The sequence below is a fragment of the Cupriavidus consociatus genome (genome assembly GCF_017814975.1).
Taxonomy (GTDB): domain Bacteria; phylum Pseudomonadota; class Gammaproteobacteria; order Burkholderiales; family Burkholderiaceae; genus Cupriavidus; species Cupriavidus consociatus.
In genome coordinates this window covers 305,235-331,325 of sequence record NZ_JAGIQA010000001.1, presented here as the reverse complement: position 1 = coordinate 331,325, position 26,091 = coordinate 305,235, and the positions used below count along the sequence as shown (strand labels likewise).

Annotated in this window: 29 protein-coding genes; 7 read left to right on the top strand and 22 right to left on the bottom strand. The window is 66.0% G+C overall.

Translation table 11 applies throughout. The features are described from left to right. Positions 1-5: 5 nt before the first annotated feature. The 7 genes from J8I82_RS01480 to J8I82_RS01450 all read right to left on the bottom strand — a co-directional run bounded on the left by J8I82_RS01480 (position 6) and on the right by J8I82_RS01450 (position 6,545). Positions 6-1,082, bottom strand: a complete 1,077-nt coding sequence (locus J8I82_RS01480) for a branched-chain amino acid ABC transporter permease (RefSeq protein ID WP_209753984.1) — start codon at positions 1,080-1,082, stop codon at positions 6-8. Positions 1,083-1,098: 16 nt separating this feature from the next. Beyond that, positions 1,099-2,124 (bottom strand): branched-chain amino acid ABC transporter permease, encoded by a 1,026-nt coding sequence (locus J8I82_RS01475; RefSeq protein ID WP_209753982.1) that lies wholly within the window; start codon positions 2,122-2,124, stop codon positions 1,099-1,101. 101 nt (positions 2,125-2,225) lie between these two features. After that, the gene (locus J8I82_RS01470) at positions 2,226-2,966 is read right to left on the bottom strand and encodes a branched-chain amino acid ABC transporter ATP-binding protein (protein WP_209753980.1); all 741 of its coding nucleotides are present in this window, start codon (positions 2,964-2,966) and stop codon (positions 2,226-2,228) included. Next, the gene (locus J8I82_RS01465; protein ID WP_209754402.1) at positions 2,959-3,732 is read right to left on the bottom strand and encodes an ABC transporter ATP-binding protein; all 774 of its coding nucleotides are present in this window, start codon (positions 3,730-3,732) and stop codon (positions 2,959-2,961) included. Before J8I82_RS01465 ends, J8I82_RS01470 begins: the two co-directional genes overlap by 8 nt. A 107-nt stretch (positions 3,733-3,839) precedes the next feature. Continuing rightward, on the bottom strand, positions 3,840-5,027 hold the full coding sequence (locus tag J8I82_RS01460) for a substrate-binding domain-containing protein (protein ID WP_209753978.1): 1,188 nt from the start codon (positions 5,025-5,027) through the stop codon (positions 3,840-3,842). A 79-nt stretch (positions 5,028-5,106) separates the two neighbouring features. Beyond that, positions 5,107-5,883 (bottom strand): enoyl-CoA hydratase/isomerase family protein, encoded by a 777-nt coding sequence (locus tag J8I82_RS01455; protein WP_209753975.1) that lies wholly within the window; start codon positions 5,881-5,883, stop codon positions 5,107-5,109. Between the two features lie 17 nt (positions 5,884-5,900). After that, positions 5,901-6,545, bottom strand: coding sequence for a TetR/AcrR family transcriptional regulator (locus J8I82_RS01450; RefSeq protein WP_209753973.1), 645 nt, complete (start codon positions 6,543-6,545; stop codon positions 5,901-5,903). A gap of 227 nt (positions 6,546-6,772) precedes the next feature. Between J8I82_RS01450 and J8I82_RS01445 the strand changes: the two genes are divergently transcribed. After that, positions 6,773-7,639 (top strand): alpha/beta fold hydrolase, encoded by an 867-nt coding sequence (locus tag J8I82_RS01445; protein ID WP_245179291.1) that lies wholly within the window; start codon positions 6,773-6,775, stop codon positions 7,637-7,639. Here J8I82_RS01445 and crcB read toward each other — a convergent pair. From crcB to J8I82_RS01410, 7 genes are all read right to left on the bottom strand, one after another. Further along, the gene (crcB, locus tag J8I82_RS01440; protein ID WP_209753971.1) at positions 7,621-8,001 is read right to left on the bottom strand and encodes a fluoride efflux transporter CrcB; all 381 of its coding nucleotides are present in this window, start codon (positions 7,999-8,001) and stop codon (positions 7,621-7,623) included. The two genes, J8I82_RS01445 and crcB, sit on opposite strands and share 19 nt — an antisense overlap. Then, entirely contained in the window at positions 8,001-8,513 is a 513-nt protein-coding gene (gene moaE, locus J8I82_RS01435; RefSeq protein ID WP_209753969.1) for a molybdopterin synthase catalytic subunit MoaE, read from the bottom strand. Before moaE ends, crcB begins: the two co-directional genes overlap by 1 nt. Position 8,514: 1 nt before the next feature. Next, positions 8,515-8,772 carry a molybdopterin converting factor subunit 1 gene (moaD, locus tag J8I82_RS01430; RefSeq protein WP_029048714.1) on the bottom strand — a complete coding sequence of 86 codons (258 nt, stop codon included), beginning with the start codon at positions 8,770-8,772 and terminating at the stop codon, positions 8,515-8,517. A gap of 36 nt (positions 8,773-8,808) precedes the next feature. Beyond that, positions 8,809-10,050 (bottom strand): molybdopterin molybdotransferase MoeA, encoded by a 1,242-nt coding sequence (locus tag J8I82_RS01425; RefSeq protein WP_209753967.1) that lies wholly within the window; start codon positions 10,048-10,050, stop codon positions 8,809-8,811. 179 nt (positions 10,051-10,229) lie between these two features. After that, positions 10,230-11,675, bottom strand: coding sequence for a threonine synthase (gene thrC / locus J8I82_RS01420; RefSeq protein ID WP_209753965.1), 1,446 nt, complete (start codon positions 11,673-11,675; stop codon positions 10,230-10,232). Between the two features lie 22 nt (positions 11,676-11,697). Then, entirely contained in the window at positions 11,698-13,008 is a 1,311-nt protein-coding gene (locus tag J8I82_RS01415) for a homoserine dehydrogenase (protein WP_209753963.1), read from the bottom strand. A gap of 50 nt (positions 13,009-13,058) precedes the next feature. Beyond that, a complete protein-coding gene (locus tag J8I82_RS01410) occupies positions 13,059-14,294 on the bottom strand; it encodes a pyridoxal phosphate-dependent aminotransferase (protein WP_133096458.1) in 1,236 nt (411 codons plus the stop codon). Between the two features lie 354 nt (positions 14,295-14,648). Here J8I82_RS01410 and J8I82_RS01405 point away from each other — a divergent pair, with 354 nt between their 5' ends. The 5 genes from J8I82_RS01405 (at position 14,649) to J8I82_RS01385 (ending at position 18,974) form a co-directional block, all read left to right on the top strand. Beyond that, the gene (locus tag J8I82_RS01405) at positions 14,649-15,038 is read left to right on the top strand and encodes an Mth938-like domain-containing protein (protein ID WP_209753961.1); all 390 of its coding nucleotides are present in this window, start codon (positions 14,649-14,651) and stop codon (positions 15,036-15,038) included. Positions 15,039-15,181: 143 nt separating this feature from the next. After that, the gene (locus J8I82_RS01400; RefSeq protein WP_209753959.1) at positions 15,182-15,646 is read left to right on the top strand and encodes a peroxiredoxin; all 465 of its coding nucleotides are present in this window, start codon (positions 15,182-15,184) and stop codon (positions 15,644-15,646) included. A gap of 376 nt (positions 15,647-16,022) precedes the next feature. Further along, positions 16,023-17,726 (top strand): PhoH family protein, encoded by a 1,704-nt coding sequence (locus J8I82_RS01395; protein WP_209753957.1) that lies wholly within the window; start codon positions 16,023-16,025, stop codon positions 17,724-17,726. Positions 17,727-17,853: 127 nt separating this feature from the next. Continuing rightward, a complete protein-coding gene (locus tag J8I82_RS01390) occupies positions 17,854-18,261 on the top strand; it encodes a hypothetical protein (RefSeq protein WP_209753955.1) in 408 nt (135 codons plus the stop codon). A gap of 47 nt (positions 18,262-18,308) precedes the next feature. Next, positions 18,309-18,974 carry a C40 family peptidase gene (locus J8I82_RS01385; RefSeq protein WP_209753952.1) on the top strand — a complete coding sequence of 222 codons (666 nt, stop codon included), beginning with the start codon at positions 18,309-18,311 and terminating at the stop codon, positions 18,972-18,974. A gap of 70 nt (positions 18,975-19,044) precedes the next feature. On the opposite strand, the gene J8I82_RS01380 is transcribed toward J8I82_RS01385, so the two are convergent. The 8 genes from J8I82_RS01380 to J8I82_RS01345 form a co-directional block, all read right to left on the bottom strand. Then, positions 19,045-20,052, bottom strand: a complete 1,008-nt coding sequence (locus J8I82_RS01380) for an inorganic phosphate transporter (RefSeq protein WP_029048704.1) — start codon at positions 20,050-20,052, stop codon at positions 19,045-19,047. A 13-nt stretch (positions 20,053-20,065) separates the two neighbouring features. Further along, positions 20,066-20,692, bottom strand: coding sequence for a DUF47 domain-containing protein (locus J8I82_RS01375; protein ID WP_029048703.1), 627 nt, complete (start codon positions 20,690-20,692; stop codon positions 20,066-20,068). A gap of 192 nt (positions 20,693-20,884) precedes the next feature. Further along, complete coding sequence (locus tag J8I82_RS01370) at positions 20,885-22,276, bottom strand: replicative DNA helicase (protein ID WP_029048702.1); 1,392 nt, start codon at positions 22,274-22,276, stop codon at positions 20,885-20,887. Positions 22,277-22,460: 184 nt separating this feature from the next. Then, positions 22,461-22,913, bottom strand: coding sequence for a 50S ribosomal protein L9 (gene rplI / locus J8I82_RS01365; RefSeq protein WP_209753950.1), 453 nt, complete (start codon positions 22,911-22,913; stop codon positions 22,461-22,463). A 31-nt stretch (positions 22,914-22,944) separates the two neighbouring features. After that, entirely contained in the window at positions 22,945-23,223 is a 279-nt protein-coding gene (gene rpsR / locus J8I82_RS01360; protein ID WP_209753948.1) for a 30S ribosomal protein S18, read from the bottom strand. Between the two features lie 3 nt (positions 23,224-23,226). Then, entirely contained in the window at positions 23,227-23,526 is a 300-nt protein-coding gene (priB, locus tag J8I82_RS01355; RefSeq protein ID WP_209753947.1) for a primosomal replication protein N, read from the bottom strand. A gap of 77 nt (positions 23,527-23,603) precedes the next feature. Beyond that, on the bottom strand, positions 23,604-23,978 hold the full coding sequence (rpsF, locus tag J8I82_RS01350) for a 30S ribosomal protein S6 (protein ID WP_029048699.1): 375 nt from the start codon (positions 23,976-23,978) through the stop codon (positions 23,604-23,606). Positions 23,979-24,090: 112 nt separating this feature from the next. Continuing rightward, positions 24,091-25,083, bottom strand: coding sequence for an asparaginase (locus J8I82_RS01345; RefSeq protein WP_209753946.1), 993 nt, complete (start codon positions 25,081-25,083; stop codon positions 24,091-24,093). Between the two features lie 288 nt (positions 25,084-25,371). On the opposite strand from J8I82_RS01345, the gene lexA reads away from it, so the two are divergent. Beyond that, positions 25,372-26,028 carry a transcriptional repressor LexA gene (gene lexA / locus J8I82_RS01340; RefSeq protein WP_209753945.1) on the top strand — a complete coding sequence of 219 codons (657 nt, stop codon included), beginning with the start codon at positions 25,372-25,374 and terminating at the stop codon, positions 26,026-26,028. The last annotated feature ends 63 nt before the right edge of the window (positions 26,029-26,091 follow it).

Sequence of the window (26,091 nt, the reverse complement as noted above, 5' to 3'; positions counted from 1 at the left end):
TCCGCTCAGGTTGCCACGTCCTGCACGGCACGATTGCCGCGCAGCCGCCCCACCACGCCCTGCGGGAAATAGTAGACGCTCAGGACAAAGAGCAGCCCCAGCCACAGCAGCCAGCGGTCCGGATGCAGCAGCGACGACAGCAGCGGCAGCGCCGCGGAGGCGTCGCTGGCCAGCTTCATCACGTCCTGCAGGTAGGTCTGCGCCACCAGGAACAGCACCGTGCCGATCACCGCGCCGTAGATCGTGCCCATGCCGCCGATCACCACGATCAGCAGGATGTCGACCATGATCTCGAACGACAGCGACGTATCCGGACCGTTATACCGCAGCCACACCGCCATCAGCACCCCGGCCAGCGTGGCGAACATCGCAGACAACACCGTCGACACCGTGCGGTAGACCACGGTACGGTAGCCGATGGCCTCGGCGCGGAAGTCGTTCTCCCGGATCGCCTGCAGCACGCGGCCGAACGGGGAATTGACAACGCGCAGCAGCGCCAGGAACAGCACCAGCGCGCCGGCGAACACCAGGTAGTAGCTCAGCAGCTTGCCTGTCAGCGGCACGCCCAGCAGTTCGGCGTCGCCGATCGCAAAGCCCGGGCGCAGCACTTCGGGCACCTTGAAGGTCAGCCCGTCCTCGCCGCCGGTCCATTCCGACAACTGCGAAACCAGCGTGGCGAAGGCAGTCGCCACCGCCAGCGTGATCATCGCGAAGAAGATCGCGCGCACGCGCAGCGAGAACAGGCCGATCAGGAACGCCAGCAGCGCCGAGACCGCCAGCGCGCCCACGGCGCCCACGGCGAGCGCGCCCCAGCCCGGCTCCATCCGCGACATGGCAATGGCCACGCCATAGCCGCCGATACCGAAGAACATGGTGTGCGCGAACGAGACAATGCCGGTGTAGCCGAGCAGCAGGTCATAGCTGGCTACCAGCACCACGAAGATGCAGATCTTGGCCGCCATGTTCAGCGCCCGCGCGCCGGGGAAGGCAAACGGCGCGCACGCCAGTGCCAGCAGGATCAGCACCAGGATCACCGTCAGCACGCGGCTGCGCGGCAGGTCGCCGGAAAGAAGTCGGATCATGGTCGTGTCGCTCCGTTCAGCGCCGCGCCACCGGGAACAGCCCTTGCGGGCGCCACAGCAGGATCAGCATCATCAGCAGGATGTTGGAGAACAGCGCAACCTTCGGGAACAGGAAGCCGGTGTAGTTGGCCATCAGCCCGACCAGCAGCGCGCCGACGAAGCAGCCCGTGGTCGAGCCCAGCCCGCCGATGATGATGACGATAAAGATCAGCACATTGACCTGCGCCCCGATCGCCGCGGTGATGTTCTGCTGGTACAGGCCCCACAGCACGCCGCCCAGCCCGGCCAGGCCGGCGCCGACGACGAATACGCCGATAAACAGCCGGCGGATGCGGTAGCCGAGCGCCTCGACCATCTCGCGGTTCTCCACGCCCGCGCGGATCAGCAGGCCGATGCGGGTGCGGTTGAGCAGCAGCAGCATCGCGATAAAGATCACCAGCCCGAGCACCATCGCGATCAGCCGGTACTTCTCGATTGCGGCATCCCCAAGCAGCACTGCGCCGCGGAAGGTGGTGGGCACCTGCAGCGCGATGGTCTCCGGGCCCCAGATCGCCTTGATCAGCTGCTCGGCGACGATCATGCCGCCCATGGTGATCAGGATCTGCTTCAGGTGCTGGCCGTAGACCGGCCGCACCACCACCCGCTCGAAGAACAGGCCGACCGCGCCGGCGGCGACCATTGCCGCAGCGATCGCCAACGCGAAAACCGCCAGGTTCTGCACAAGGCTGTCCGCCTCCACCCAGCCCGCCATCGGCAGCAGCACCGATGCCGCCACGTAGGCGCCCAGCGCGATGAAGGCGCCGTGGCCGAAGTTGAGCACGTCCATCAGGCCGAAGACCAGCGTCAGTCCGGAGGACACCACGAAGATGATCATTCCCATCGCCAGCCCGGCAACGGTCAGCGTAAGCCAGGTGGAAGGACTGCCGACCAGCGGAAACGCCAGCAGCATCAGCAGCGGCGCCAGGGCCAGCGGGGTCCAGTCGAGCCGGACCTTGGGCAGGGCAGCCGGCAGTGCGGTGGGTAAGGTCGTTGAAGTTGTCATGGGTCTCCATCCTGCCGCGGCTGACTCTCCGCGTTCGGTGTGCTCCCTCTCCCGCAAGCGGGAAAGGGGAGCAAACAATCGGTCTCGTCGAAGCGTCCTGGCTACTGGTGCGCCGCCAGCGACAGCCCCAGCAATTGCTGCTGCAGCCCCTCATCTCCCGCCAGCGCCGCCATTGTCCCCGCATGCACGGTGCGTCCGTCATCCATCACCGCCACCGTATCTCCCACCGACTTCGCCATGTTGAAGTTCTGCTCCACCAGCAGGATCGATACGTCGGTCTGCTTCAGCTCGCGGAATACATGGATCATGTTCTGGATGATCGCGGGTGCCAATCCCTTGGTGGGCTCGTCGACGATCAGCAGCTTGCGCGGCTCGATGATCGCGCGCGCCACCGACAGCATCTGCTTCTGCCCGCCCGACAGCACGCCGGCACGCTGGTGCCAGAAGGTCTTCAGCGCCGGGAACATGCGAAAGACCCAGTCCAGCCGCCGCTCGTCGATGGCCCCGCTGCGCGCGGCCAGGCGCATGTTCTCGGCAACGGTGAGGTCCGAGAACACGCTCATGTTCTCCGGCACGTAGGCGATGCCCGCCTGCGCGATCGACGGCGTGCTGTGGCGCGTGATGTCCGTGCCGTCGAAGGTCACCGTGCCCGCGCTCGCCTGCCACAGGCCCATGATGGTGCGCAGCGTGGTGGTCTTGCCGGCGCCGTTGCGTCCCAGCAGCATGGTCACGCCGCCGCGCGGCACGTCGAAGCTGACGCCGTGCAGGATGTGATACGGGCCGATATGGGTCTGCACGCCCTGCAGCCGCAGGATCGGCGTCGCGTGTTGCGCGTCAGCCATGGTTGGCGCCCTCCGTCTTTTCTTCCTCCGCCATGCCGAGGTAAGCCTGCTGCACGACCGGCGACGCGATCACCTCGGCGGGATCGCCGTCAGCCACGAGCGTGCCGTTGTGCAGCACGATGATGCGATCCGCCAGCGAGCGCACCACATCCATCTTGTGCTCGACCAGCAGCACGGTCTTGCTGCGGTCCTGGCGGATCTCGCGGATCAGGTCCAGGATCACCGGCACCTCGTCCACGCTCATGCCCGCGGTGGGTTCGTCGAACATGAACACGCGCGGCTGCAGCGCCAGCAGGATGCCGACTTCCAGCTTGCGCTGGTCGCCATGCGGCAGCGATGCCACCGTCAGGTGCTGCTTGCCCGCCAGCGCCACGCGCTCCAGGATCGCCAGCGCCTGCGCGCGCACGCCGCGGTGGCTGGTCCACATCGAGAACAGGTCGATGCCGCGCTGCTGCCGCGCCTGCACCGCCAGGCGCACGTTCTCCAGCACGGACAGCTGCGGGAACAGGCTGGTCAGCTGGAAGGCCCGGCCAATGCCGCGCCGGGTTCTCTGCGACACCGGCAGGCGCGTCACGTCCTCGCCGTCGAGCAGGATCTGCCCGGCAGTGGACGGCAACTGTCCCGAGACCAGGTTGAAGTACGTGGTCTTGCCGGCGCCGTTCGGGCCGACGATGCAGGTCAGCTCGCCTGGCCGGAACGCGCACGACACCGCATTGACCGCGACATGGCCGCCGAAGCGGATGGTCAGCTCGCGCGTCTCGAGCAGCGGCCGGGCGCCGGCCGCCGCTGCCGTGCCGCGCTGCGCGGCGGGCGATTGCGACGCCGGCAGGCCGGCAGAGCGGGCGGAGGGGGCGGAAGAGGCTGGCGCGCTCATCAGCGTTGGTTGCGCACGGGGACGTTCATTTCTTCGGGCTTGATCTCGCGCACGAGTTCAGGCACGCCCCAGGCAAAGGCCGGATCCACCTTGATCTTGAAGTGGTACATCGACTGCATCGCCTGGTGGTCTTCCTTGCGGAAGGTCATCTTGCCCTTGGGCGTCTCGAACGACATCCCTTCCATCGCCATGATCAGCTTGTCGGTGCCGGTGTCGCCGTTGGTCTTCTTCAGCGCCTCGACCAGCGCGATGCCTGCGGTCATGCCGCCGGCGGTGAAGAAATCGGGCGGCGCCTTGAACTTGCTGTAGTGGTTCGACACCAGCCACTCGTTGGCCTTGTTCTTGGGGATGCCGAAGTAGTAGTACGTGGCCCCTTCCATGCCCGGGAAGTTCTTGTAGCTGGTCATCGCCGGCAGGATGTTGCCGCCGGTGGCGATCTCGATGCCGTAGCGCCTGGGATCGAGGTCTGCGATCTTGAATGGATTGCCGGCACCGGCCCAGATGATGAAGATCACCTTGCGGCCGGGCTTGTCCTTGAGCGAATCGAACAGGCGCTGCGCACCGGCGGTGAAGTCCGTCGTGTTGGTGGGCAGGTATTCCTCATGGACGATCTTCGCGTTCTTGAGCGCGCCCTTGAACGCCTTCACGCCGTCACGGCCGAAGGCGTAGTCCTGCGCCAGCGTGGCGATGGTCACGCCCGGCTTGTCCAGCGCCACGGCGTTGGAGATCGCGTCCTGCGACGAATTGCGGCCGGTGCGGAAGATATAGCGGTTCCACTTGTCACCGGTGATCGAATCGGCGACGGCGGGCTCGACCAGCAGCACCTTCTTGTATTCCTCGGCCACGGACAGCATAGCCAGGGCGGTGCCGGACGAGGTCGGGCCGACGGCGATATCGGCGCGGTCGTCGCTGTAGGCGGCAGCAAGCTGCGCCTTGGCCACGTCGGGCTTGCCCTGCGTATCCTTTTCGATCACCACCAGCTTGTTGCCGTTGACCGTCATGGTGCCGTTGGTGGCGTATTCCAGGCCCATCAGCAGGCCGGTCTGGGTCTGCTTGGCATACGCTTCCAGCGCGCCGGTCTTGTCGTAGACGTGGGCAATGCGGATGTCCTTGGCCAGCGCGGCGCCGGTGGCAAGAAGGCCGGCGGCCATGACCAGGGCGCGTACGGCGAAGGGGTTGCTTTGCATGGCTGTCTCCTGTGTTCGGTTTCTTTTGCGTTGGTAGGGCTGGAACCTGCTGCAACTGCGTGGAATGTCTGCTGCCCGGCTACTCTCGCGATCGCCCGGCAAGGAAGCGGCGCATGCCGTCGGCAGTCTCCGCGCTGGCAATCTGCGCGATGAAGGCGGCGCGCTCGCGTTCCAGGCCCGCTGCCAGCGCGTCGGCGTCCCAGCGCAGCAGCGCGCGGGTACGCGCCACGCTGCCGGGCATCTTGTCCGCCACGCCGCGCGCCAGCGCGATGGCATCGGCCTCGGCCGCACCGGGTGCCGACAGCGCGCAGGCCAAACCATGCGCAACGGCATCCGGCGCCGCGACGACCGTGTTGTTCAATTGCCAGGCGCGCGCCCGTGCCGGTCCGGCCAGCTGCGGCAGCATCGCCGTCCAGCCGCCGTCGGGGCTGAAGCCCACCACCGTATAGAACGGTGCGATGCGCGCATCCTGCGCGAGCACGGCCATGTCGCAGGCCAGCATCAACCCGAGCGAGCCGCCGGTCAGCCAGCCTTCGACGGCCGCCACCACCGGGCAGCGCAGTGCCGCGAGGCGCAGGATCGACCGGTTCAGCAGTCCGAGCAACTCGCTGGCGTAAGCGGCAATGGCATCGCCTTGCGCCGCGAAGGCCGCCACGTCGCCGCCGGTCGAGAAATTGCTCCCGGCATGCGTCAGCACCACGGCGCGAACCGAGTTGTCGGCTTCGACCTCGTCCAGCGCGGCCAGCAAGGCTTCGAGCAATGCCGGCACGAGGCTGTTGTGCCGCTGCGGCCGGTTCAGGCGCAGCAGCGCCACGCCGTCCCTGCGTTCGAGCAGGACCAGCGAATCTTCGGCCATGGTTATCGCGGCCAAGGTCATCGCGGCTGCAAGCCGTTGGCGATCAGGTCGAAGGCGGTATCGACCACCTTCTCCATCGAAGCCGGACGCTTCCAGCGCGCATAGCGCATGCCCAGGAAGTTGCTGATGCCGATCAGGCACCAGGCGCGCACCTCGGCGTCGCCGGCGACGATCTCGCCCTGCTCTTCGGCGCGCTCCAGCCGCCGGCTGTAGAGCTCGGCAAAGACCTGGAAGTAGCTGCTGTAGATGGTTTCGTCCACCGAGTACGAGTCCAGCACGATGCGGTACAGGTTCTTGTGGCGCGAAACGAATGAGAGAAAGGCCTTCAGGCCCAGCCGCTCGGCTTCCATCTGGCTGGCGGCGCTGGCCACGTGCTTGCGCAGGTGGGCGCGCACCAGTTCCAGCATGTGGCTGACGAGCGCGCGGAAAATGTCTTCCTTGTCCTTGAAGTACAGGTAGAAGGTGCCCATGGCGACCTTGGCTTCCTGCGTGATCTCGGAGATCGAGGCGGCGTAGTAGCCCTTCTCGCCGAACACCTTTTCTGCGGCGCGAAGCAATGCTGCCCGGGTCTTTTGCCCGCGCGCCGTCTTGGGCGGGCACATGCCGCCGGCGTGGGCCATGTCGGTGGCTTCGCCGACTTCGCCAGTCTCGGTCTGGGACATCTTGTCTCCGGTGGCGCTGCGCGCCTTGTCATTGGAATGCCAGCCGCTTCGGGTCACGCCGCAGGCACCTTCTCGCACCTGCTGCCACCCCGGAAACCGATATGCAGGCAAAACCTGATATCTGATTCATGTTTCATCGTATAAATTGACCGGCGTGGATGTCAATAGAGGCGCACCCTGCCCCTCCCTTGCATCGCCTTTCACCCACCGCCTGGAGAGACACGTCGTTGGACGCTCCCGATTCGGCTCGTGACAGCGCAGCCGCCCCGCCCTTTGCCAACCACCCGGCGCTTGGCGCCCTCCCGGGCTGGCGCGAAGCCGGCGACGGCCGGCCATTGCTGCTGTTGCACGGCTGGTCCGTCAACGGCGAGGCCTTCGACGGGCAGCGCGCACTGGCGCTGGCGGGGTTCAGGGTGATTGCGCCCGACCATGCCGGCCACGGGCTTTCGCGGCACGCCACCGGCGGCACCATCGCGGCGCTGGCGAACGATGCCGCGGCGCTGGTACGTCATCTCGGACTGGCCGATGTGGTCGTGGTGGGCTGGTCGATGGGCGCGATGGTGGCATGGACGCTGCTGCGTGACCATCCGGGTTGTCCACTGGCGGCAGTCGGCAGCATCGACATGACGCCCCGGCTGTTCACCGACCCGCAATGGCCGCACGGGCTTCACGGCCACTACGACATGGCCCAGGCCCGCCAGATGGCGGCGCGCATCCGCGCCGACTGGCCGCGGCTGGCGCCTTCGGTGGCACTGGGACTGTGGGCGGCGGGACGGCGCCCCGACGGCGCGGCGATGCAGCGCATTGCGCGGATGGCGGAGAGCTGCGAGGCCGCCACGCTGGCCGCACTATGGGAAGACATGGCAGGGCAGGACTTCCGCGATACGCTGCGCGCGGCGCGCCTGCCGCTGTTCCACCTGTATGGCAACGCCAGCCGGCTGTATGCGCCGGCGGTAGGGATCGCCACCCGCGCCTTGCGGCCTGATGCGGGCCTGAGCGTGGTCGCCGGTGCCGGCCACAGTCCGCACATGGAACAGCCGCAGGCATTCAACGCCGCGCTACGCGCGCTCGTGGCTCAGGCCAGCACGCGGTAGGTCCAGAGCCCCAGCGCGGTCAGCAGCAGCGAGCCGCCGAGATGCAGCAGCAGGTGCATCGCCGCCCAGCCATAGTCGCTGGCGAGCAGGTTGGCAAGCACCTCGCTGGAAAAGGTCGAGAACGTGGTCAGGCCGCCAAGGAAACCGGTGATGGCCAGCAGGCGCCATTCCGGCGGCAGGCCGGCGTGGGTATCGAAAAAGCCAACTGCCAGGCCGATCAGGTAGCCGCCCAGCAGGTTGGCGGCCAGCGTGCCGTATGGCAGCGCGGGGTTGAGCGCATTCCACAGCACCGAGAAACCCCAGCGCAGCCATGCCCCCGCCGCGGCGCCGACACCGACGGCGACAAACCCCATCGGACCCATCAGGGATTATCCTCGCCGCCCTCGCCGCCCTCGCCGCCCTCGCCGCTGGCGTTGATCGACTGGATGCCCCAGCGCTTCAGCGCGTCTTCATCGGTCACGCGTGCATCGACCCAGCGCGCCCCCTCCGGCGTTTCTTCCTTCTTCCAGAACGGCGCTTCGGACTTGAGGTAATCCATGATGAATTCGCAAGCCGCGAACGCATTGCCGCGATGCTTCGATGCAACCGCGACCAGCACGATCTGGTCAAGTGGCAGCAGCGGGCCGACGCGATGGATGACGGTGACGCCCAGCAGTTCCCAGCGCGCGCACGCGGCCGCTTCGATCTGCGCCAGCGCCTTCTCGGTCATGCCCGGGTAGTGCTCAAGCTCCATCGCGCTGACGGCGCTGCCCTCGCTGACATCGCGCACGGTGCCGATAAAGCTGGCCACGGCGCCGACCTGCGGATTGCCGGCGCGCAGTGCCGCCACCTCGGCACCCAGGTCGAAATCCTCGCGCTGTACCCTGACGCTCATCTCAGCCTCCGGTAACGGGCGGGAAGAATGCCACCTCACAGCCATCGGTGATCGCCGTATCGGGGCGCGCCACCGCGTGGTCGACGGCCATGCGCAGCGCGCGGCCTTCGGCCAGGGTCTCGGCCCAGGCGCCGCCGCGCTGGCGCAGCCACTGGCGCAGCTCGCCCACGGTGCGCACCTCGGCCGGCACCTCGGCGCGTTCCTCTGCCACGCCGAGCTGTTCGCGCACGCTGGCGAAGAATCGTAGTTCGATGGTCATGACTGCCTCTGTGTACTTGCTGGTAATGCGGGCCGGCTATGCGAGCAGGCCGTCAAACGGAATGAATTGCACGGTATCGCCGCGCGCGATGGCCTGGTTGGGCGGGTTGTCGACCAGCCCGTCGCCCCATACCGTGGAAGTGAGCACGCCGGAGCTCTGGTTGGGGAACAGGTCCAGGCCGCCTTCGCCGTTGATGCGCGCGCGCAGGAACTCGTTGCGGCGGTCACCCTTCTTCAGCTCGAAATCGGCGCGCAGCGGCAGGCGGCGCGGCGCCACGTCGGCCACGCCCTGCAGGCGCAGGATGAACGGGCGCACGAACAGCAGGAAGGTGACGAAGCTTGACACCGGATTGCCCGGCAAACCCAGGAAAAACGCCGGTTCTGACCCCGCGCTGTTGACCTGGCCGAACGCCAGCGGCTTGCCCGGCTTGATCGCGATCTGCCACATGTCGAGGCGGCCTTCCGCCTCTACCGCGGGCTTGATATGGTCTTCCTCGCCGACCGACACGCCGCCCGAGGTGATGATCAGGTCGTGCCCCTGCGCCGCGCGGCGCAGCGTCTCGCGCGTGGCGGCCAGCGTATCGGGCACGATGCCGAAGTCGCTGACTTCGCAGCCCAGGTTTTCCAGCAGGCCGCGCAGCGTGAAGCGGTTCGAGTTGTAGATCGCGCCCGGCCTGAGCGGTTCGCCCGGCATCGCCAGTTCGTCTCCGGTGAAGAACACCGCGACGCGCACCCGGCGCACCACGTCCAGCTTCGCCTGGCCGACCGACGCGGCCAGGCCCAGCGCCTGCGGCGTCAGCCGCGTGCCCGCGGGCAGGATCACGCTGCCGGCCTCGATGTCCTCGCCTGCGCGCCGGATCCATTCACCGGATTGCGGCACGTGGTTGATGATCACGTCCTCGCCCTCCGCCGTGCATTGCTCCTGCATCACGACGGCGTCGGCACCCGGCGGAATCAGGCCTCCGGTAAAGATGCGCGCGGCGGTGCCGGGCTCCAGTTCGGTGCCGACATGTCCTGCCGGAATCCGCTGCGACACGCGCAGCCGCGTGCCCGCTGCCGGGACGTCGGCGGCGCGCATGACGTAGCCATCCATCGAGGTGTTGTCGGCCGGCGGCACGCGCAACGTGCTGGCCACGGGCGCGGCCAGCACGCGGCCATTGGCGTCAAGCGTGTCGACCTGCTCCACCTGCGCCAGCGGGCGCGCGGCGGACAGCAGCGCGTCGAGCGCCTGGGCCATGGTCAGCATTGGGGGACGGGAAGGTGCTGCGGCTTGGGTCATGGTGCGATGGGCACAGTATGCGAAGAGGTTGGCCCATGAAAAACGGCCCGCGCATTGCCTCCGACCATGACGGGGAAAGCAATCCGGGGGCCGAGGATCGGGCCCGCAGCCTGATTGTAGCGAGTTGGCGCGGACACGGCACGCCGCGGTGCCGCAGCGTGCCCATGTGCCAAGATTACTTACAGGCCGGTGTGGCCGGCGATATAAGCCTTGACCCTGGCGGCGTCGGCCGGCATCACTTCAAAGCGCTGCGGCAGGCTCTCGATGCCTTCGAACCTGGCCGGACGCTCCGGCTCGTGGCCGAGCGCCTCGCGGATGGTGTCGGCGAACTTGGCCGGCAGCGCGGTTTCCAGCACCACCATCGGCACGCCGGCGCTGAGATGCTCGCGCGCCACCTTGACGCCGTCGGCGGTGTGGGTATCGATGGTGATGCCATAGCGCGACGACAGGTCGCGGATGGTCGCCACCCGGTCCTCGTGCGTGCTGCGGCCCGAGACAAAGCCGAACTGGCGGATACGGTCGAATTCCGGCGTGCCCGACAGGTCGAAGCCGCCCTGCTCTTCCACGTCGCGGAACAGCGCGGCCAGCTTGCCGGCGTCCTGGCCCAGCAGGTCGAACACGAAGCGCTCGAAGTTCGAGGCCTTGGAGATGTCCATGCTCGGGCTGGAAGTGTGGTACGTCTCCGCCGACTTGCGCACGCGGTAGGCGCCGGTGCGGAAGAATTCGTCGAGCACGTCGTTCTCGTTGGTGGCGACCACCAGCTTGTCGATGGGCAGGCCCATCATGCGCGCGATATGGCCGGCGCAGACATTGCCGAAGTTGCCCGACGGCACGCAGAACGAGACCTTCTGGCCGGGGCCATCGGTCGCGAGCAGCCAGCCCTTGAAGTAGTACACCACCTGGGCCACCACGCGCGCCCAGTTGATCGAGTTGACCGTGCCGATCTTCTGGCGCGCCTTGAAATCGTGGTCGTTGGAGACGGCCTTGACGATATCCTGGGCGTCGTCGAACACGCCTTCGATGGCGATGTTGAAGATGTTCGGGTCCTGCAGGCTGAACATCTGCGCGGTCTGGAACGCGCTCATCTTGCGGTGCGGGCTCAGCATGAACACGCGGATGCCGCGCTTGCCGCGCATCGCGTATTCGGCCGCGCTGCCGGTGTCGCCGGAGGTGGCGCCCAGGATGTTCAGCTCCTGGCCGGCACGGGCGAGCGCGTACTCGAACAGGTTGCCGAGCAACTGCATCGCCATGTCCTTGAAGGCCAGCGTCGGGCCGTTGGACAGGCCCAGCAGTTGCAGCTTCGTACCGCCCTCTTCGCCCAGCGTGCGCAGCGGCGTGATGTCGGCGGTGTTGTCGCCCTCGCGCGCGTTGCAGTACACCTCGGCGGTGTAGGTCTTGCGCGTCAGCGCGCGCAGGTCCTCGGACGGAATGTCGTCGCAGAACTTGCGCAGGATTTCATAAGCCAGGTCGGCATACGGCAGCTTGCGCCAGGCCTCCAGCTCGTCGGCCGTGACTTGCGGATACTGCTTCGGCAGGTACAGGCCGCCATCCGGGGCCAGGCCGCCGAGAAGGATCTCGGAGAACGATTGCGGCATGTCATGGCCGCGGGTCGACTGGTATTTCATGTGTGCGGTACGGTGGCTGCGCTTAGTTCAGTTCTTCCATGCGCAGGCGCGTCACGTCGGACAGCACGGTCTGCAGCGCCTCGATCTTGGCGATGGCGGCGTTGACGTGCTTCTCGCGCGTGATGTGCGTCAGGATGATGATGTCGGTCTGCGGCTCGCCTTCGCGCGATTCCTTCTGCAGCATGGCGTCGATCGAGATGCCGCCCTCGGCCAGGATGCGGGTGATCTCGGCCAGCACGCCGGTCTCGTCGGCCACGCGCATGCGCAGGTAGTACGAGCTGTTGATCTCTTCGATCGGCAGCACCGGCACGCTCGACAGCTCGTCCGGCTGGAACGCCAGGTGCGGCACGCGGTGGTTCGGGTCGGCGGTGTGCAGGCGGGTCACGTCGACCAGGTCGGCGATCACGGCCGAAGCGGTCGGCTCCGCGCCGGCGCCCTTGCCGTAGTACAGCGTCGCGCCCACGGCGTCGCCCTGCACCAGCACGGCGTTCATGGCGCCTTCCACGTTCGCGATCAGGCGCGCGGCCGGCACCAGGGTCGGATGCACGCGCAGTTCCACGCCGTCGTCGCGGCGGCGCGTGATGCCGAGCAGCTTGATGCGATAGCCCAGTTCCTCGGCGTACTTGATGTCGGTGGCGGACAGCCTGGTGATGCCTTCCACGTGCGCGCGGTCGAATTGCACCGGCATGCCGAAGGCGATCGCGCTCATCAGCGTGACCTTGTGCGCGGCATCGACGCCCTCGATGTCGAAGGTCGGGTCAGCCTCGGCATAGCCCAGTTGCTGCGCTTCCTTCAGGACCACGTCGAAATCCAGGCCCTTGTCGCGCATCTCGGACAGGATGAAGTTGGTGGTGCCGTTGATGATGCCGGCGATCCACTGGATGCGGTTGGCGGTCAGGCCTTCGCGCAGCGCCTTGATGATGGGGATGCCGCCGGCGACCGCGGCCTCGAAGGCCACGATCACGCCCTTCTTGCGCGCGGCTTCGAAGATCTCGTTGCCATGCACGGCCAGCAGCGCCTTGTTGGCGGTGACCACGTGCTTGCCGTTCTCGATAGCCTTGAGCACCAGCTCGCGCGCCACGCCGTAGCCGCCGATCAGTTCGATGACAATATCGATGTCGGGTCGCGTCACTACCTGGTGCGCGTCGCTGACGATCTCCACTTCCCCGTTGGTCAGTTCGCGCGCGCGTTCGGTGTTGAGATCGGCCACCACGGCAATCTCGATGCCGCGGCCGGCGCGGCGACGAATTTCTTCCTGGTTGCGCTTGAGCACGTTGAACGTGCCGCTACCGACGGTACCGATGCCGAGCAGGCCAACTTTGATGGGGTTCATGGACAAATCTTCTGAGTTGCTAGGGATGGGTTGCGGCGCGGCCGCGTGAATCAGGCCGCTGCCTTGCCGTGGCGTTTCCGGTACGCCTCGAGGAAGCGCGCGATACGGCCGATGGCCTCGCGCAGGTCTTCCTCATGCGGCAGGAACACGATGCGGAAATGGTCGGGCTTGGCCCAGTTGAAGCCGGAGCCTTGCACCAGCAGTACCTTGGACTCCTGCAGCAGTTCATAGATGAACTCCTGGTCGTCCTGCACCGGGTACATCGACAGGTCCAGCTTCGGGAACAGGTACAGCGCCGCCTTGGGCTTGACGCAGGTCACGCCCGGGATCGCGGTGATCAGTTCGTAGGCCAGGTCGCGCTGGCGGCGCAGGCGCCCGCCTTCCGCGACCAGGTCGTTGATGCTCTGGTAGCCGCCCAGCGCGGTCTGGATCGCCCACTGGCCCGGCACGTTGGCGCACAGGCGCATCGACGACAGCATGTTCAGGCCTTCGATGTAGTCGATGGCCGGGCGCTTGTCGCCCGACACCACCATCCAGCCGGCGCGGTAGCCGCACGAGCGGTAGTTCTTGGACAGGCCGTTGAAGGTCACCGTCAGCACGTCGGTCGACAGCGAGGCGATCGAGGTGTGGGTGACGCCGTCGTACAGGACCTTGTCATAGATCTCGTCGGCAAAGATGATCAGTCCGTGCTCGCGCGCGATGGCGACGATCTCGAGCAGCAGTTCGTCCGAATACAGCGCCCCGGTGGGGTTGTTCGGGTTGATGATGACGATGGCCTTGGTATGCGGCGTGATGCGGGCGCGAATATCGGCCGGATCGGGCATCCACTCGTTGGCCTCGTCGCAGATATAGTGCACCGGCGTGCCGCCCGACAGGCTGACCGCGGCCGTCCACAGCGGGTAGTCGGGCGCCGGCACCAGCACTTCATCGCCGGTGTTGAGCAGCGCGTTGACCGCCATCACGATCAGCTCGGAGGCGCCGTTGCCGACATAAATATCGTCCAGGCCAACGCCTTCGATATTTTTTTGCTGGGTATAGTGCATGATCGCCTTACGCGCGGCGAAAATGCCCTTGGAATCAGAATAACCTGCCGAATTCGGCAGGTTTCGCATCATGTCCTGCTGAATCTCTTCGGGCGCGTCAAAACCGAATACGGCCAGGTTGCCGATATTCAGCTTGATGATCTTGTGCCCTTCTTCCTCCATCTGCTTGGCCTTTTCCAGCACCGGACCGCGGATGTCGTAGCAAACGTTATTGAGTTTGTTGGATTTCTGGATGGGTTTCACGGCGATGTCGGGGCAAGCTGTCGGGCAGGGATAGTGTGCCGCGTCGGCGGCACCGGGCAGAAAATCTGGCTAAATCTGAACGAACGCGGAGGCGCCGTCCGCTGCAATGCAACGCGGGCGTGGCACAGGCGTGGCAAACAGGGAGGCAAAAGCTATAATTTATCGGATTATGACAGACTTCGGCAGGTATTCTTGCATTGCAGCGTACGCCACCGGCGCGTACGGCAAGCGACCCCGGGCCATGGCCCGACCCTGCGCCTGTCCTGCCCATCACACCACGACCGCCCGCGCTGCCGGCCATCCGCCCCACGGGCCGGCCAGGCAATCCCCGGCGGCCGCCGCAGAGGCCTACAAGTGAAACTCCACGCCGACCAGCCCCAGTCGCTGAATACCGTCACGGCCTATGGGCCGGACTATATCGAGATCAACCTCGTCCGCCACACCACCTCGATCCTGGTCATGCCCGAAGGCGAGATCCGGCCCTGGCCGGTGAACCGCTTCGAAGACCTGGAACCGGCCCATTTCGAACAGCTGGCCGAACTCAATCCCGAAGTGGTGCTGCTTGGCACCGGCGCGCGCCTGCGCTTCCCGCATCCGCGCCTGACGGCGTCGCTGTCGCGCCGCCATGTGGGCGTGGACGCGATGGACATGCAGGCCGCCTGCCGCACCTACAACATCCTGATGGCCGAGGGCCGCAAGGTGGCTGCGGTGCTGCTGATCGAGCCGGCTGCCGGCGCAACCTGAGGCCAGAGCGGCGGCGCGTGGCGCCCACGCAAAGTTGAGCCCACGCCACGCTTGAAGTCCGGGTGCGCGCCCCAATCTGCTCCCGCTAAGGCGGCAGCACCCCCTTCCCGAATCTCCCTGCCCCTTGCCCAGGAGCCACAAGAATGACGATCAGTCTCAACAAGGCCGTACCCGACTTCAGCGCGCCGATGACCGGCGACGCCACCTTCCGTCTTGCCGACTTCCGCGGCAAGACGGTGGTGCTGTACTTCTACCCGAAGGACAACACGCCGGGTTGCACCACGGAGGCCATGAACTTCCGCGACCAGTACGACGATTTCACCAGGGCCGGCGTGCAGGTGTTCGGCATCTCGCGCGACAGCATCCGCTCGCACGAGAACTTCAAGGCCAAGCTCGAGCTGCCGTTCGAACTGATCTCCGATGGCGACGAAGCGGTGTGCTCGCTGTTCGATGTCATCAAGATGAAAAAGCTTTACGGCAAGGAGTACCGCGGCATCGAGCGCAGCACCTTTGTCATCGACGGCAAGGGCATCCTGCGGCACGAGCTGCGCGGCATCAAGGTGCCGAACCATGTCGACGAAATCCTGGAACTGGTGCGCGCCATCTGAGGCCCTGCGCGTTTTTTGCGTGTCTGCGACACGGCATACAGCCAGCGCCGCACAGGGTTGGCAAACCCAATTGCCAAACCCGGGACCTTCAGATACATTGGCCCGTAATGAGTTCAGATTCCGGATGCCACGCTGATTCGACTTCCCGGCCCAGGCGGTTCGCGCCACAGGCCGGTCGCGGACCTGCCGTGTCGCCGGTCCGCAAAGAAGCCGCCAACCCTGTTATGCAGGCATGGCGGCTTTTTTGTTTGCGCTCATGCCTGTCCGCGCCGGGTGCCTCGCGCATGCATGCCCCGGTCCCTGGCCACGACGCAGTCGCGCGTCGCGGCACGGACGCCTTAGCCCCTCTCTCGTCCCCCTGAAAGGAAAGCCAAGCATGCCGCTGCCTACCATGCCCGCCAAGCCTGCCCAATTGCTGGACCCGAGCGAATTCGCTCCGGTCTCCGCGGTGCCCAAGGCCAAGTCCGCCACACAGTTGAAGAAACCTGTGCCGGCACTCGAGCGCGTGGCATTGCTGGAAACCGGCGAGGCCAAGGCGCCTGCCGTGAAGGCACGCGCCGCCGGTGGTACCCGTGCCCGCAGCACCGAAACCCCGGCCGGGCCCGCGCCCACGGCCAGCGCCCCGTCGGTCAGCCTGGTCAAGCCCGTGGCCGGCACCTCGCGCCGCGCGCGCAAGGCCGAAGGCCCGAGCAAGCTGTTCGTGCTCGACACCAACGTGCTGATGCACGACCCGACCTCGCTCTTCCGCTTCGAGGAACACGACATCTATCTGCCGATGATGACGCTCGAAGAGCTGGACAACCACAAGAAGGGCATGAGCGAAGTCGCGCGCAACGCGCGCATGGTCAGCCGCACACTCGATTCGCTGGTGGGCGGCACCGACGGCGTACTCGACGAGGGCTTGCCGCTGGAAAAGCTCGGCAACCGCGACGCGCAGGGCAAGCTGTTCTTCCAGACGCGGCTGAACGACATCAAGCTGCCCGAGGGCCTGCCGCAGGGCAAGGCCGACAACCAGATCCTCGGGGTGGTCAGCGCGCTGCAGCAGCAATACCCCGAGCGCCAGGTCGTGCTGGTGTCCAAAGACATCAACATGCGCATCAAGGCGCGCGCACTGGGGCTGCCGGCGGAGGACTACTACAACGACCAGGTCCTGGAAGACAAGGACCTGCTCTACGCCGGCGTCATGCAGTTGCCCGGCGACTTCTGGGCCAAGCATGGCAAGGGCGTGGAAAGCTGGCAGGATCCCAAGTCCGGCGCGATGTTCTATCGCCTGACCGGGCCGCTGGTGCCGTCCTTCCTGGTCAACCAGTTCGTCTATCTGGAACCGGTCGACGGCAGCCTGCCGCTGTACGCGCAGGTCAAGGAGATCAATGGCAAGACCGCGCTGCTGCAGACGCTCAAGGACTACACGCACCACAAGAACAACGTGTGGAGCGTGACCGCGCGCAACCGCGAGCAGAACTTCGCGCTCAACCTGCTGATGAATCCGGACATCGACTTCGTCACGCTGCTGGGCCAGGCCGGTACCGGCAAGACCCTGCTGGCGCTGGCGGCAGGCCTGGAGCAGGTGCTCGACCAGAAGCTCTACAACGAGATCATCGTCACCCGCGCCACCGTGCCGGTCGGCGAGGACATCGGCTTCCTGCCCGGCACCGAGGAAGAGAAGATGCAGCCGTGGATGGGCGCATTCGACGACAACCTCGAAGTGCTGCAGAAGAGCGATGACAGCGCCGGCGACTGGGGCCGCGCCGCCACGCAGGAGCTGATCCGCTCGCGCATCAAGGTCAAGAGCATGAATTTCATGCGCGGCCGCACCTTCGTCAACAAGTTCGTCATCATCGACGAGGCGCAGAACCTGACGCCCAAGCAGATGAAGACGCTGGTGACGCGCGCAGGCCCCGGTACCAAGATCATCTGCCTGGGCAATATCGCGCAGATCGACACGCCGTACCTGACTGAAGGCTCGTCCGGCCTGACCTACGTGGTGGACCGCTTCAAGGGCTGGAGCCACAGCGGCCATATCACGCTGGCGCGCGGCGAACGCTCGCGCCTGGCCGACCACGCCGGCGACGTACTCTGACGCGGCGGGCCGCCGGGCCGCCGCCCTGGGGGGCGGCCCCACGGCCTACTGTCGTGAACGGCAAGCACGATGCGGCTATGATGTCCGCACATCCGCTTGTTGTCCCGCACCCCCACTGGAGGCGTCGATGAACCAACAGCATCTCCGCCTGGCCGCGCTGATTAGCGCTGCCATGGTCCTGGGCAGCCCGCTTCAGGCTCGCGCCGCGGCTGACGACCTGGTGATCCGCACCATGGGCCCGGTCAGCTATGTCTGTGGCGGTGTCGCCGAAGACGAGCGCCAGGCGCTTGCCGAGCGCGAGAAGGATTTCAATATCGGCATCCTGTTCACGCAGGGCACCGCGGGCGAGTTCCTGTCCGACGTCGCGGTCAAGCTGGTCCGCGACGAACAGGAGGTCGCAACCTTCCGCGCCGCCGGCCCCCGCTGCCTGATACGTGCGCCAGAAGGCAGCTACAATATCGAAGCCAGTTACAAGGGCCAGCCCAAGTCGATCAAGGTCAGCACCGGCACGCGCAACGCCCAGCTACGCTGGTAGCGGCAAAGTTTCCGGTGCGCCGGCAGGCCGGCGACCGGAATCCACCGATGCCATTGCGCCGTACCCATAGTTCTTCCAGTCCTCCCGCACCGCCGGGGCCGCTCGCCAGGGCAGGCCTGCCGCTGCTCTGTGCCGCCGCACTGCTGCTCGCGGCGTGCGCCAGTTCCCCACCCTCGCGCCATGGCAGCTTGCCGCGCGCGCCCGGCAAGCCCATGGTCGATCCCAGCGCCGGGCTGGAGGAGATCTCGATCCAGGCGATGTCGCTGGTCGGCACGCCTTACCGCTACGGCGGCAACACGCCGGATACCGGCTTTGACTGCAGCGGATTGGTGCGCTATGTGGTATCCCGTGCCGCCAACGTGAACCTGCCGCGCACCACGGAAGCCATGGGCACCCGTGGCACCACCCTCGACCGCAGCGAAGTCGCTTCGGGCGACCTGGTGTTCTTCAATACCACCGGACGCGCCAACTCGCATGTCGGCATCTACGTCGGCCAGAACCGCTTTGTCCATGCGCCATCGTCCGGCGGCACCGTGCGGCTGGAGGACATGGGCAAGCCATACTGGGCGTCGCGCTACAATGGCGCGCGGCGCGTGGTTTCAGGCGCGATCAACCTGCCTGCGCCAGCCACCCCTGCGCCAGCGCCGCTGGTACCAGAACCGGCCCCGCTGCCCGATGACGACGATCCCATCGCCGCCTTCGCCAACCGCTGAGCGCCCGGCCCGCGGGCAAACAAAAAGCCAGGCAGTTGCCTGGCTTTTTGCATGAGCGGCCAATCCCGCGTTACAGGATATGGCGCCCGATCCACCATGCGATCGCGGCCATGAAGGCTGATGCCGGAATCGTCAGCACCCAGGCCCACACGATGTTGCCGGCCACGCCCCAGCGCACCGCGGACATCTTCTGCGCCGAGCCGACGCCGACGATCGCTCCCGTGATCGTATGCGTGGTCGATACCGGCACACCCAGCGCCGAGGCAAAGAACAGCGTCAGCGCCCCGCCGGTCTCGGCACAGAAGCCGCCCACCGGCTTGAGCTTGGTGATCTTCTGGCCCATGGTGCGCACGATGCGCCAGCCGCCGAACAGCGTGCCCATGCCGATGGCCACATAGCAGCTCACGATCACCCACGTCGGCGGCTGGCCGCCAGCCATCACGTGGCCACTGGCGATCAGCAGCATCCAGATGATGCCGATGGTCTTCTGCGCGTCATTGCCGCCATGGCCCAGGCTGTACAGCGAGGCCGACACCAGTTGCAGCCGCCGGAACCAGCGGTCTACACGCGACGGCGGCGTGCGGAAGAAGGTCCAGCCCACCATCACCATCATGATCGAGCCGAGCAGGAAACCCAGGAACGGCGAGATCAGGATAAAGGCCACCGTCTTCAGCAGGCCGCTGCCAACCAGCGCACCGGTGCCGGCCTTGGCCACCGCCGCGCCCACCAGCCCGCCGATCAGTGCATGCGACGACGACGACGGGATGCCGTAGTACCAGGTGATGACGTTCCAGGCGATCGCCCCGACCAGGGCGCCGAAGATGACGTAGTGGTCGACGATCCCGACATCGATGGTGCCGGTGCCTACGGTGGCCGCCACCTTCAGGTGAAAGACGAAGATCGCGACAACGTTGCACATCGCCGCCATCGCCACCGCATGATGCGGCTTGAGCACGCCCGTGGATACCACCGTGGCGATCGAGTTGGCCGCGTCGTGGAAGCCGTTCATGAAGTCGAACAGCAGCGCGAGCGCCACCAGCAGGGCAATCACCCACAGGCTCATTTGAATGGTCTGCATGCCGATTGCCGCCTCAGGCGTTTTCCAGGACGATGCCTTCGATGATGTTGGCGACGTCCTCGCACTTATCGGTGATCGTCTCGAGCTGTTCGTAGATGGCCTTCAGCTTGATCAGGCGCTTCACGTCGGTCTCGTCGCGGAACAGCTTCGACATCGCCGAGCGCATCACGCGGTCGGCCTCGGACTCGAGCTGGTCGATCTGCTGGGCGGTCTTCAGGATGGTGCTGGCGTTCCCCATGTCCTCGAGCAGGCCCACGGCGATCTTGACCTGGTCGCAGCACTGCACGCAGATCGCGGCCAGGCGCAACGCCTCTTCGGTCAGGTTGGTCACGTCGTACAGCGAGATGGTCTCGGCCACGTCTTCCATCAGGTCCAGGATATCGTCCATGGTCGTGATGAGCTTGTGGATCTCATCGCGGTCCAGCGGCGTGATGAAGGTCTTGTGCAGCAGGTCGATGGTGTCGTGCGTGATCCGGTCGGCCTTCTTCTCGGTGGCCTGGACGCGGCGGGCATGCGCCTCGGCATTGGGCAGGTCGTTGACCAGGGCCTGGAGCTCATGGGCGGCGGTCACCGCGCAGTCGGCGTGCTGGTTGAAATATTCGAAGAACTTGCCCTCGGTGGGCATGAATCGGCCGAACATGGAATGTTCCTTAAGGCGGCGCGTGTGGCGCTGCTGATGTGTTGCAGATGGATTGAACGCGAAGCAAGACAGCCGCCGGGTGGGCGGCTGTCATCAAAGCGCAATATTTTACAGGGTTACGCGGACATTGCCCGCCGATTTGGCACAAACGAGACGGCCCTCGGCGCGATCCCGCAGGCAGGCTTGACTTCGTCAGGTATCGTTGTCGAAGAACGCCGGGCCGCCAGTGAAGTTGTCGAACTTGGTGAACTGGCCCAGGAAAGTCAGCCGCACCGTGCCGATCGGACCGTTACGCTGCTTGCCGATAATGATTTCGGAGGTGCCCTTGTCCTGCGAATCGGGGTTGTAGACCTCGTCGCGATAGATGAACAGGATCACGTCGGCATCCTGTTCGATAGCGCCGGATTCGCGCAGGTCGGACATCACCGGACGTTTGTTGGGGCGCTGTTCCAGGCTTCGGTTCAGCTGCGACAGCGCGATCACCGGGCAGTTGAGTTCCTTGGCCAGCCCCTTCAGAGAACGGGAAATCTCCGAAATTTCGGTCGCACGGTTCTCGCCGCCGCCGGAGCCGGACATCAGCTGCAGGTAGTCGATGATGATCAGGCCAAGCTGCCCGCACTGGCGCGCCAGCCGGCGCGAGCGCGCCCGCAGTTCCATCGGGTTCAGCGCGGGGGTTTCGTCGATGAACAACTGCGCATCGTTCATGCGCTGGATGGCATGCGTCAGACGCGGCCAGTCTTCGTCCAGCAGGCGGCCGGTACGCAACCGGTGCTGGTCCAGCCGGCCAACCGAGCCCAGCATACGCATGGCCAGCTGCGTGCCCGCCATTTCCATCGAGAACACCGCCACCGGCAGGCCCTGCTCCACCGCCACATGCTCGCCGATGTTCAGCGAGAACGCGGTCTTACCCATCGACGGGCGGCCGGCCACGATGATCAGGTCGCCGCCCTGCATGCCGCTGGTCATCCGATCCAGGTCCACGAAGCCCGTGGGCACGCCGGTCACGTCGCTGGTGCTGTCGCGATGGTAAAGCTCGTCGATGCGCTCCACCACCTGCGTCAGCAGCGGCTGGATTTCCTGGAACCCAGCCTGGCCGCGCGCGCCTTCCTCGGCGATCGCAAAGACCTTGGATTCAGCTTCGTCCAGCAGCTCGCGGACTTCTCGCCCCTTGGGCGCAAAGGCGGCCGAAGCGATGTCGTCGGCCACGGTGACCAGCTTGCGCAGCACCGCACGCTCGCGCACGATCTCCGCGTAGCGGCGGATATTGGCCGCGCTGGGTGTGTTCTGTGCCAGCGAATTGAGGTACGCCAGCCCGCCAACTTCCTCGGCCTTGCCCGCAACCTGCAGCATTTCGTAGACCGTGATCACGTCGGCCGGCTTGGTGGCCGAGATCAACCGGGCGATGCTCTGGAAGATCATCCGGTGGTCGAAGCGGTAGAAGTCCGCCTCCGAAAGGAAGTCCGCAATGCGGTCCCAGGCGGCATTGTCCAGCAGCAGGCCACCGAGCACCGATTGCTCGGCTTCGATGGAATGCGGCGGGACCTTGAGGTTGTCGAGTTGGGGGTCGGCGACGGGCGCGTTCATGGGGAGGGATTATAACGGCGGGACGCTGGCAGGAGGACGCACTACACCGGACATTTGCCGGACATTGGCCGGACATCTGCCAGCCAGCGCAAGCCGGGCAACAAAAAAGGCAGGAGCCAGGGCTCCTGCCTTTTTGCTTGCAGTGCTTCGGGCGGCGCCGCAAGCGGCACCGCTGCAGCGGATCTTAGACCTGCTCGCCCAGCACCGACACGGTCACGTCGACCACGACGTCGGTGTGCAGCGCGACGCTGATCGGGTGGTCGCCCACCATCTTCAGCGGGCCGTTCGGCAGGCGAACCTGAGCCTTCTCGACCTTGAAGCCTTGGCCTTCCAGGGCCACGGCGATGTCGGCGTTGGTGACCGAGCCGAACAGACGGCCGTCCACACCCGACTTCTGGCTGATCTGGACGGTCAGGCCGTTCAGCTTCTCGCCTTCGGCTTGCGCGGCGGTCAGCTTCTCGGCAGCGGCCTTTTCCAGCTCGGCGCGCTTGACTTCGAATTCGGCGATCGCGGTTTGCGTGGCGCGGCGCGCCTTCTTCGACGGGATCAGGAAGTTACGAGCGTAACCGTCCTTCACCTTGACGATGTCACCCAGGTTGCCCAGGTTGATGACTTTTTCCAGCAGAATGACTTGCATCGTGTTCTCTCCGTTACGGACCTAGGGCCTATCAGTTCTTGTGCAGGTCGGTGTACGGCAGCAGCGCGAGGAAACGCGCACGCTTGATCGCCGTATCCAGCTGACGCTGATAGTGGGCCTTGGTACCGGTCAGGCGGGCCGGCGTGATCTTGCCGTTGTCGCCGACGAAGTCCTTCAGGGTGTCCAGATCCTTGTAGTCGATCTGGTCCACGCCAGCCACGGTGAAGCGGCAGAAGCGCTTGCGCTTGAACAGCGGGTTCTGTTGCTGGAAGCGCTTCTTGTTCTTGTTGTCACGTTTGACGAATGCCATGATTCAATCCTTTACGAATGCTTTACATCCGGTGATGTGAAAGACGAGAGCCTTGCTGTTGCGGTGCTTGCGGGCGAGGAATCCTTCGCAGTCGAGCAGCGTGCCGAGCGGTAATCGCTCAAGCCGCTGGCCCACCTGCCCGATCCCCATTGCCGCGATGGCAAACTCGACCTGCCGCGGCGTTTCCGCCTCGACCGCCTCGCCGCTGTACTGCAGGATGCAGTTCACGACGGGCACTCCGGCCGGGGTATAACGCAGGGCATCGCGTTCCGCCAAAGTGGCGGCAAGCCGAAGCTGGTTCAACGCGGGGCCTCTTGCCGTTTGCCATGCGTGCCGCCGCGGCCGACGTCGTCAGCCTGGGCGCGCACCGCAGTCCGCACTCAGGCGGCCTGGCCTTCGGTGGTCGTTTGCGCGGCCTTGCGGGCTTCTTCGCGCTGCACTTCCTTCATCATCGGCGAAGGAGCGGTTTCAGCCTTCTTGGTCTGCACGATCAGGTGGCGCAGCACGGCGTCGTTGAACTTGAACGCGTGTTCGAGTTCAGCCAGCGTGTCCTTGCCGCATTCGATGTTCAGGCAAACGTAGTGAGCCTTGGCCAGCTTCTGGATCATGTAGGCCATCTGGCGACGGCCCCAGTCTTCCACGCGGTGAACGTTGCCGTTCTGCGAGGTCACGAGCTGCTTGTAGCGCTCGATCATGGCCGGCACTTGTTCGCTCTGGTCCGGGTGGACGATGAAGACGATTTCGTAATGACGCATTGACGCTCCTTTTGGGATTAGCCACCCGGGCGTCACGAGTCCGGTGTGGCAAGGTTGAATAGCCTTAAATTATAGCCCGGTGTCAGCCGGCCGCGCAAGCGGCAAGGCTGCCTCATACCTTGGCAAAGGCTGCCTGCAGGCGCACGGGATCCTGCGCCAGCGCAGGGTCCGCCGCAAGCGCCAGTGCCAGCAGCACCCTCGCCTTGTATGGATTCAGGTCTGCGGCAGAGACGAAAACGCCATCGGACGGGCTCGGGTGCGCCGGGATCGCCACATGGCCGGCGCCGGTGCGCGAACTGCGCACCACCGCGACGCCAGCCGCGGCGGCGTCCACCAGAGCCTCTGCCAGCACCTCATGGATGGAACCATTGCCGGCGGCGGCCACCACCAGGCCAGCCACGCCAGCCTGGACCAGTGCGTCGACGGCGGTCCGGCCCGGCTGCGCGTAACTCGCCACAATCTCGACCACCGGCCATGCGCGCGGCATCGGCCCGATCACCCAGGCCTGCCGCGGCGTGCGCCCAAAGCGAACGTAGTCGTCCTGGACCATCCCGAGCGGCCCGCATTGGGACACGAAGGCATCCACCGCCGAGGTATGCGCCTTGGCAACATCGCGCGCCGCGTGGATCAGCTGGTTCAGCACCACCAGAACGCCCTTGCCGCAAGCATCCGGATGTGCCGCCACCCGTACCGCGTCAAGCAGGTTGAGCGGCCCGTCGGCTGACAGCGAGGTGGACGGCCGCATCGCCGCCGTCATCACCACCGGCACCGGGCACGCCTGGGTCAGATGCAGCGCCATCGCCGTTTCTTCCAGCGTATCGGTGCCGTGCGTGATCACGATGCCCGCCACATCCGCCTGCGCCGACCAGTGTTCGACGCGAGCCGCCAGCGCGGCCCACAGCGCGAACGTCATGTCCTTGCTGTCGACCTGCGCCACCTGCTCGGCTTCGATCCGCGCCACCGACTTCAGCGCCGGCACCGCCGCCAGCAACGACGACACGGGCACGGTGGCCGCCTGGTAGTGCGCGCTGCTGGCGGGGTTGCCGGACGCGCCGGCAATGGTGCCGCCGGTAGCCAATACAACGATGCGAGGCAATTGGGTCATGGGTGCTGGGGGCTCAGGAAAACAGGAAGAGGAAGGGAACGCATGCGCCGGGCAATCGAATCGCGATTGTAATGGTGGACTTCCGACAGCATGGCGCATGCGGCCGATCGGCTCACGCGCGGCAGCAAAAATTCTGCTTGCGCTGACGCCGATACTGTATAAAATCACAGCATACTGTTTAAACATACAGTGCCCGGCCCGCCGGATGCAGGATTTCAGGGACAGCCCAGTTCGCTGGGAAGCCCATCCAGCCCCTGCCCAAGCGCGCCCGCACGGAACGGCGATCCCATGGCGACCCTGACACCCCGGCAGCAGCAGATTTTCGATCTGATCCGCAATACGATCCGCCGTACCGGCTTCCCGCCCACGCGTGCCGAGATTGCTGCCGAGTTCGGCTTCTCCTCGCCAAATGCCGCGGAAGAACACCTGCGCGCGCTGGCCCGCAAAGGCGTGATCGAGTTGACGCCCGGCGCCTCGCGCGGCATCCGCCTGAAGGTTGCGCGCAGCGACTCGGAAATGCCGGACCAGTTCTCGCTGCCCATCCCCGGCGTGCTGCAGCTGACGTTGCCGTTGGTTGGCCGCGTTGCCGCCGGCAGCCCCATCCTTGCCGCCGAGCATATCGACCGGCAATACCAGGTCGACGCCTCGGTCTTCGATGAACGCCCCGACTACCTGCTGCGCGTGCGCGGCCTGAGCATGCGCGACGCCGGCATTCTCGACGGCGACCTGCTCGCGGTGCGCCGCGCCAGCGAAGCGCCCAACGGCAAGATCGTGGTGGCGCGACTCGGCGACGACGTCACGGTCAAGCGCCTGCAACGGCGCGGCGGCCATATCGAGTTGATCGCTGAAAACCCGGACTTCGCCACCATCATCGTTGAACCCGGGCGCGAAGAGTTTTCGCTGGAAGGCATCGCGGTCGGCCTGATCCGATCCTCCGGCTTCTAGCCGGTCCCGGCAGGCGTTTCGCCTGCGCGGACCTGTCCGCTTCCATTGCTTTGCAGACGCCGC

Bases quoted from the DNA above. Each gene is read 5' to 3' on its own strand.
- J8I82_RS01480 (WP_209753984.1), bottom strand. From the start codon at position 1,082: ATGATCCGACTTCTTTCCGGCGACCTGCCGCGCAGCCGCGTGCTGACG.
- J8I82_RS01475 (WP_209753982.1), bottom strand. From the start codon at position 2,124: ATGACAACTTCAACGACCTTACCCACCGCACTGCCGGCTGCCCTGCCC.
- J8I82_RS01470 (WP_209753980.1), bottom strand. From the start codon at position 2,966: ATGGCTGACGCGCAACACGCGACGCCGATCCTGCGGCTGCAGGGCGTG.
- J8I82_RS01460 (WP_209753978.1), bottom strand. From the start codon at position 5,027: ATGCAAAGCAACCCCTTCGCCGTACGCGCCCTGGTCATGGCCGCCGGC.
- J8I82_RS01455 (WP_209753975.1), bottom strand. From the start codon at position 5,883: ATGGCCGAAGATTCGCTGGTCCTGCTCGAACGCAGGGACGGCGTGGCG.
- J8I82_RS01450 (WP_209753973.1), bottom strand. From the start codon at position 6,545: ATGTCCCAGACCGAGACTGGCGAAGTCGGCGAAGCCACCGACATGGCC.
- crcB (WP_209753971.1), bottom strand. From the start codon at position 8,001: ATGGGTCCGATGGGGTTTGTCGCCGTCGGTGTCGGCGCCGCGGCGGGG.
- moaE (WP_209753969.1), bottom strand. From the start codon at position 8,513: ATGAGCGTCAGGGTACAGCGCGAGGATTTCGACCTGGGTGCCGAGGTG.
- moaD (WP_029048714.1), bottom strand. From the start codon at position 8,772: ATGACCATCGAACTACGATTCTTCGCCAGCGTGCGCGAACAGCTCGGC.
- J8I82_RS01425 (WP_209753967.1), bottom strand. From the start codon at position 10,050: ATGACCCAAGCCGCAGCACCTTCCCGTCCCCCAATGCTGACCATGGCC.
- thrC (WP_209753965.1), bottom strand. From the start codon at position 11,675: ATGAAATACCAGTCGACCCGCGGCCATGACATGCCGCAATCGTTCTCC.
- J8I82_RS01415 (WP_209753963.1), bottom strand. From the start codon at position 13,008: ATGAACCCCATCAAAGTTGGCCTGCTCGGCATCGGTACCGTCGGTAGC.
- J8I82_RS01400 (WP_209753959.1), top strand. From the start codon at position 15,182: ATGACGATCAGTCTCAACAAGGCCGTACCCGACTTCAGCGCGCCGATG.
- J8I82_RS01395 (WP_209753957.1), top strand. From the start codon at position 16,023: ATGCCGCTGCCTACCATGCCCGCCAAGCCTGCCCAATTGCTGGACCCG.
- J8I82_RS01390 (WP_209753955.1), top strand. From the start codon at position 17,854: ATGAACCAACAGCATCTCCGCCTGGCCGCGCTGATTAGCGCTGCCATG.
- J8I82_RS01385 (WP_209753952.1), top strand. From the start codon at position 18,309: ATGCCATTGCGCCGTACCCATAGTTCTTCCAGTCCTCCCGCACCGCCG.
- J8I82_RS01380 (WP_029048704.1), bottom strand. From the start codon at position 20,052: ATGCAGACCATTCAAATGAGCCTGTGGGTGATTGCCCTGCTGGTGGCG.
- J8I82_RS01375 (WP_029048703.1), bottom strand. From the start codon at position 20,692: ATGTTCGGCCGATTCATGCCCACCGAGGGCAAGTTCTTCGAATATTTC.
- J8I82_RS01370 (WP_029048702.1), bottom strand. From the start codon at position 22,276: ATGAACGCGCCCGTCGCCGACCCCCAACTCGACAACCTCAAGGTCCCG.
- rplI (WP_209753950.1), bottom strand. From the start codon at position 22,913: ATGCAAGTCATTCTGCTGGAAAAAGTCATCAACCTGGGCAACCTGGGT.
- rpsR (WP_209753948.1), bottom strand. From the start codon at position 23,223: ATGGCATTCGTCAAACGTGACAACAAGAACAAGAAGCGCTTCCAGCAA.
- rpsF (WP_029048699.1), bottom strand. From the start codon at position 23,978: ATGCGTCATTACGAAATCGTCTTCATCGTCCACCCGGACCAGAGCGAA.
- J8I82_RS01345 (WP_209753946.1), bottom strand. From the start codon at position 25,083: ATGACCCAATTGCCTCGCATCGTTGTATTGGCTACCGGCGGCACCATT.
- lexA (WP_209753945.1), top strand. From the start codon at position 25,372: ATGGCGACCCTGACACCCCGGCAGCAGCAGATTTTCGATCTGATCCGC.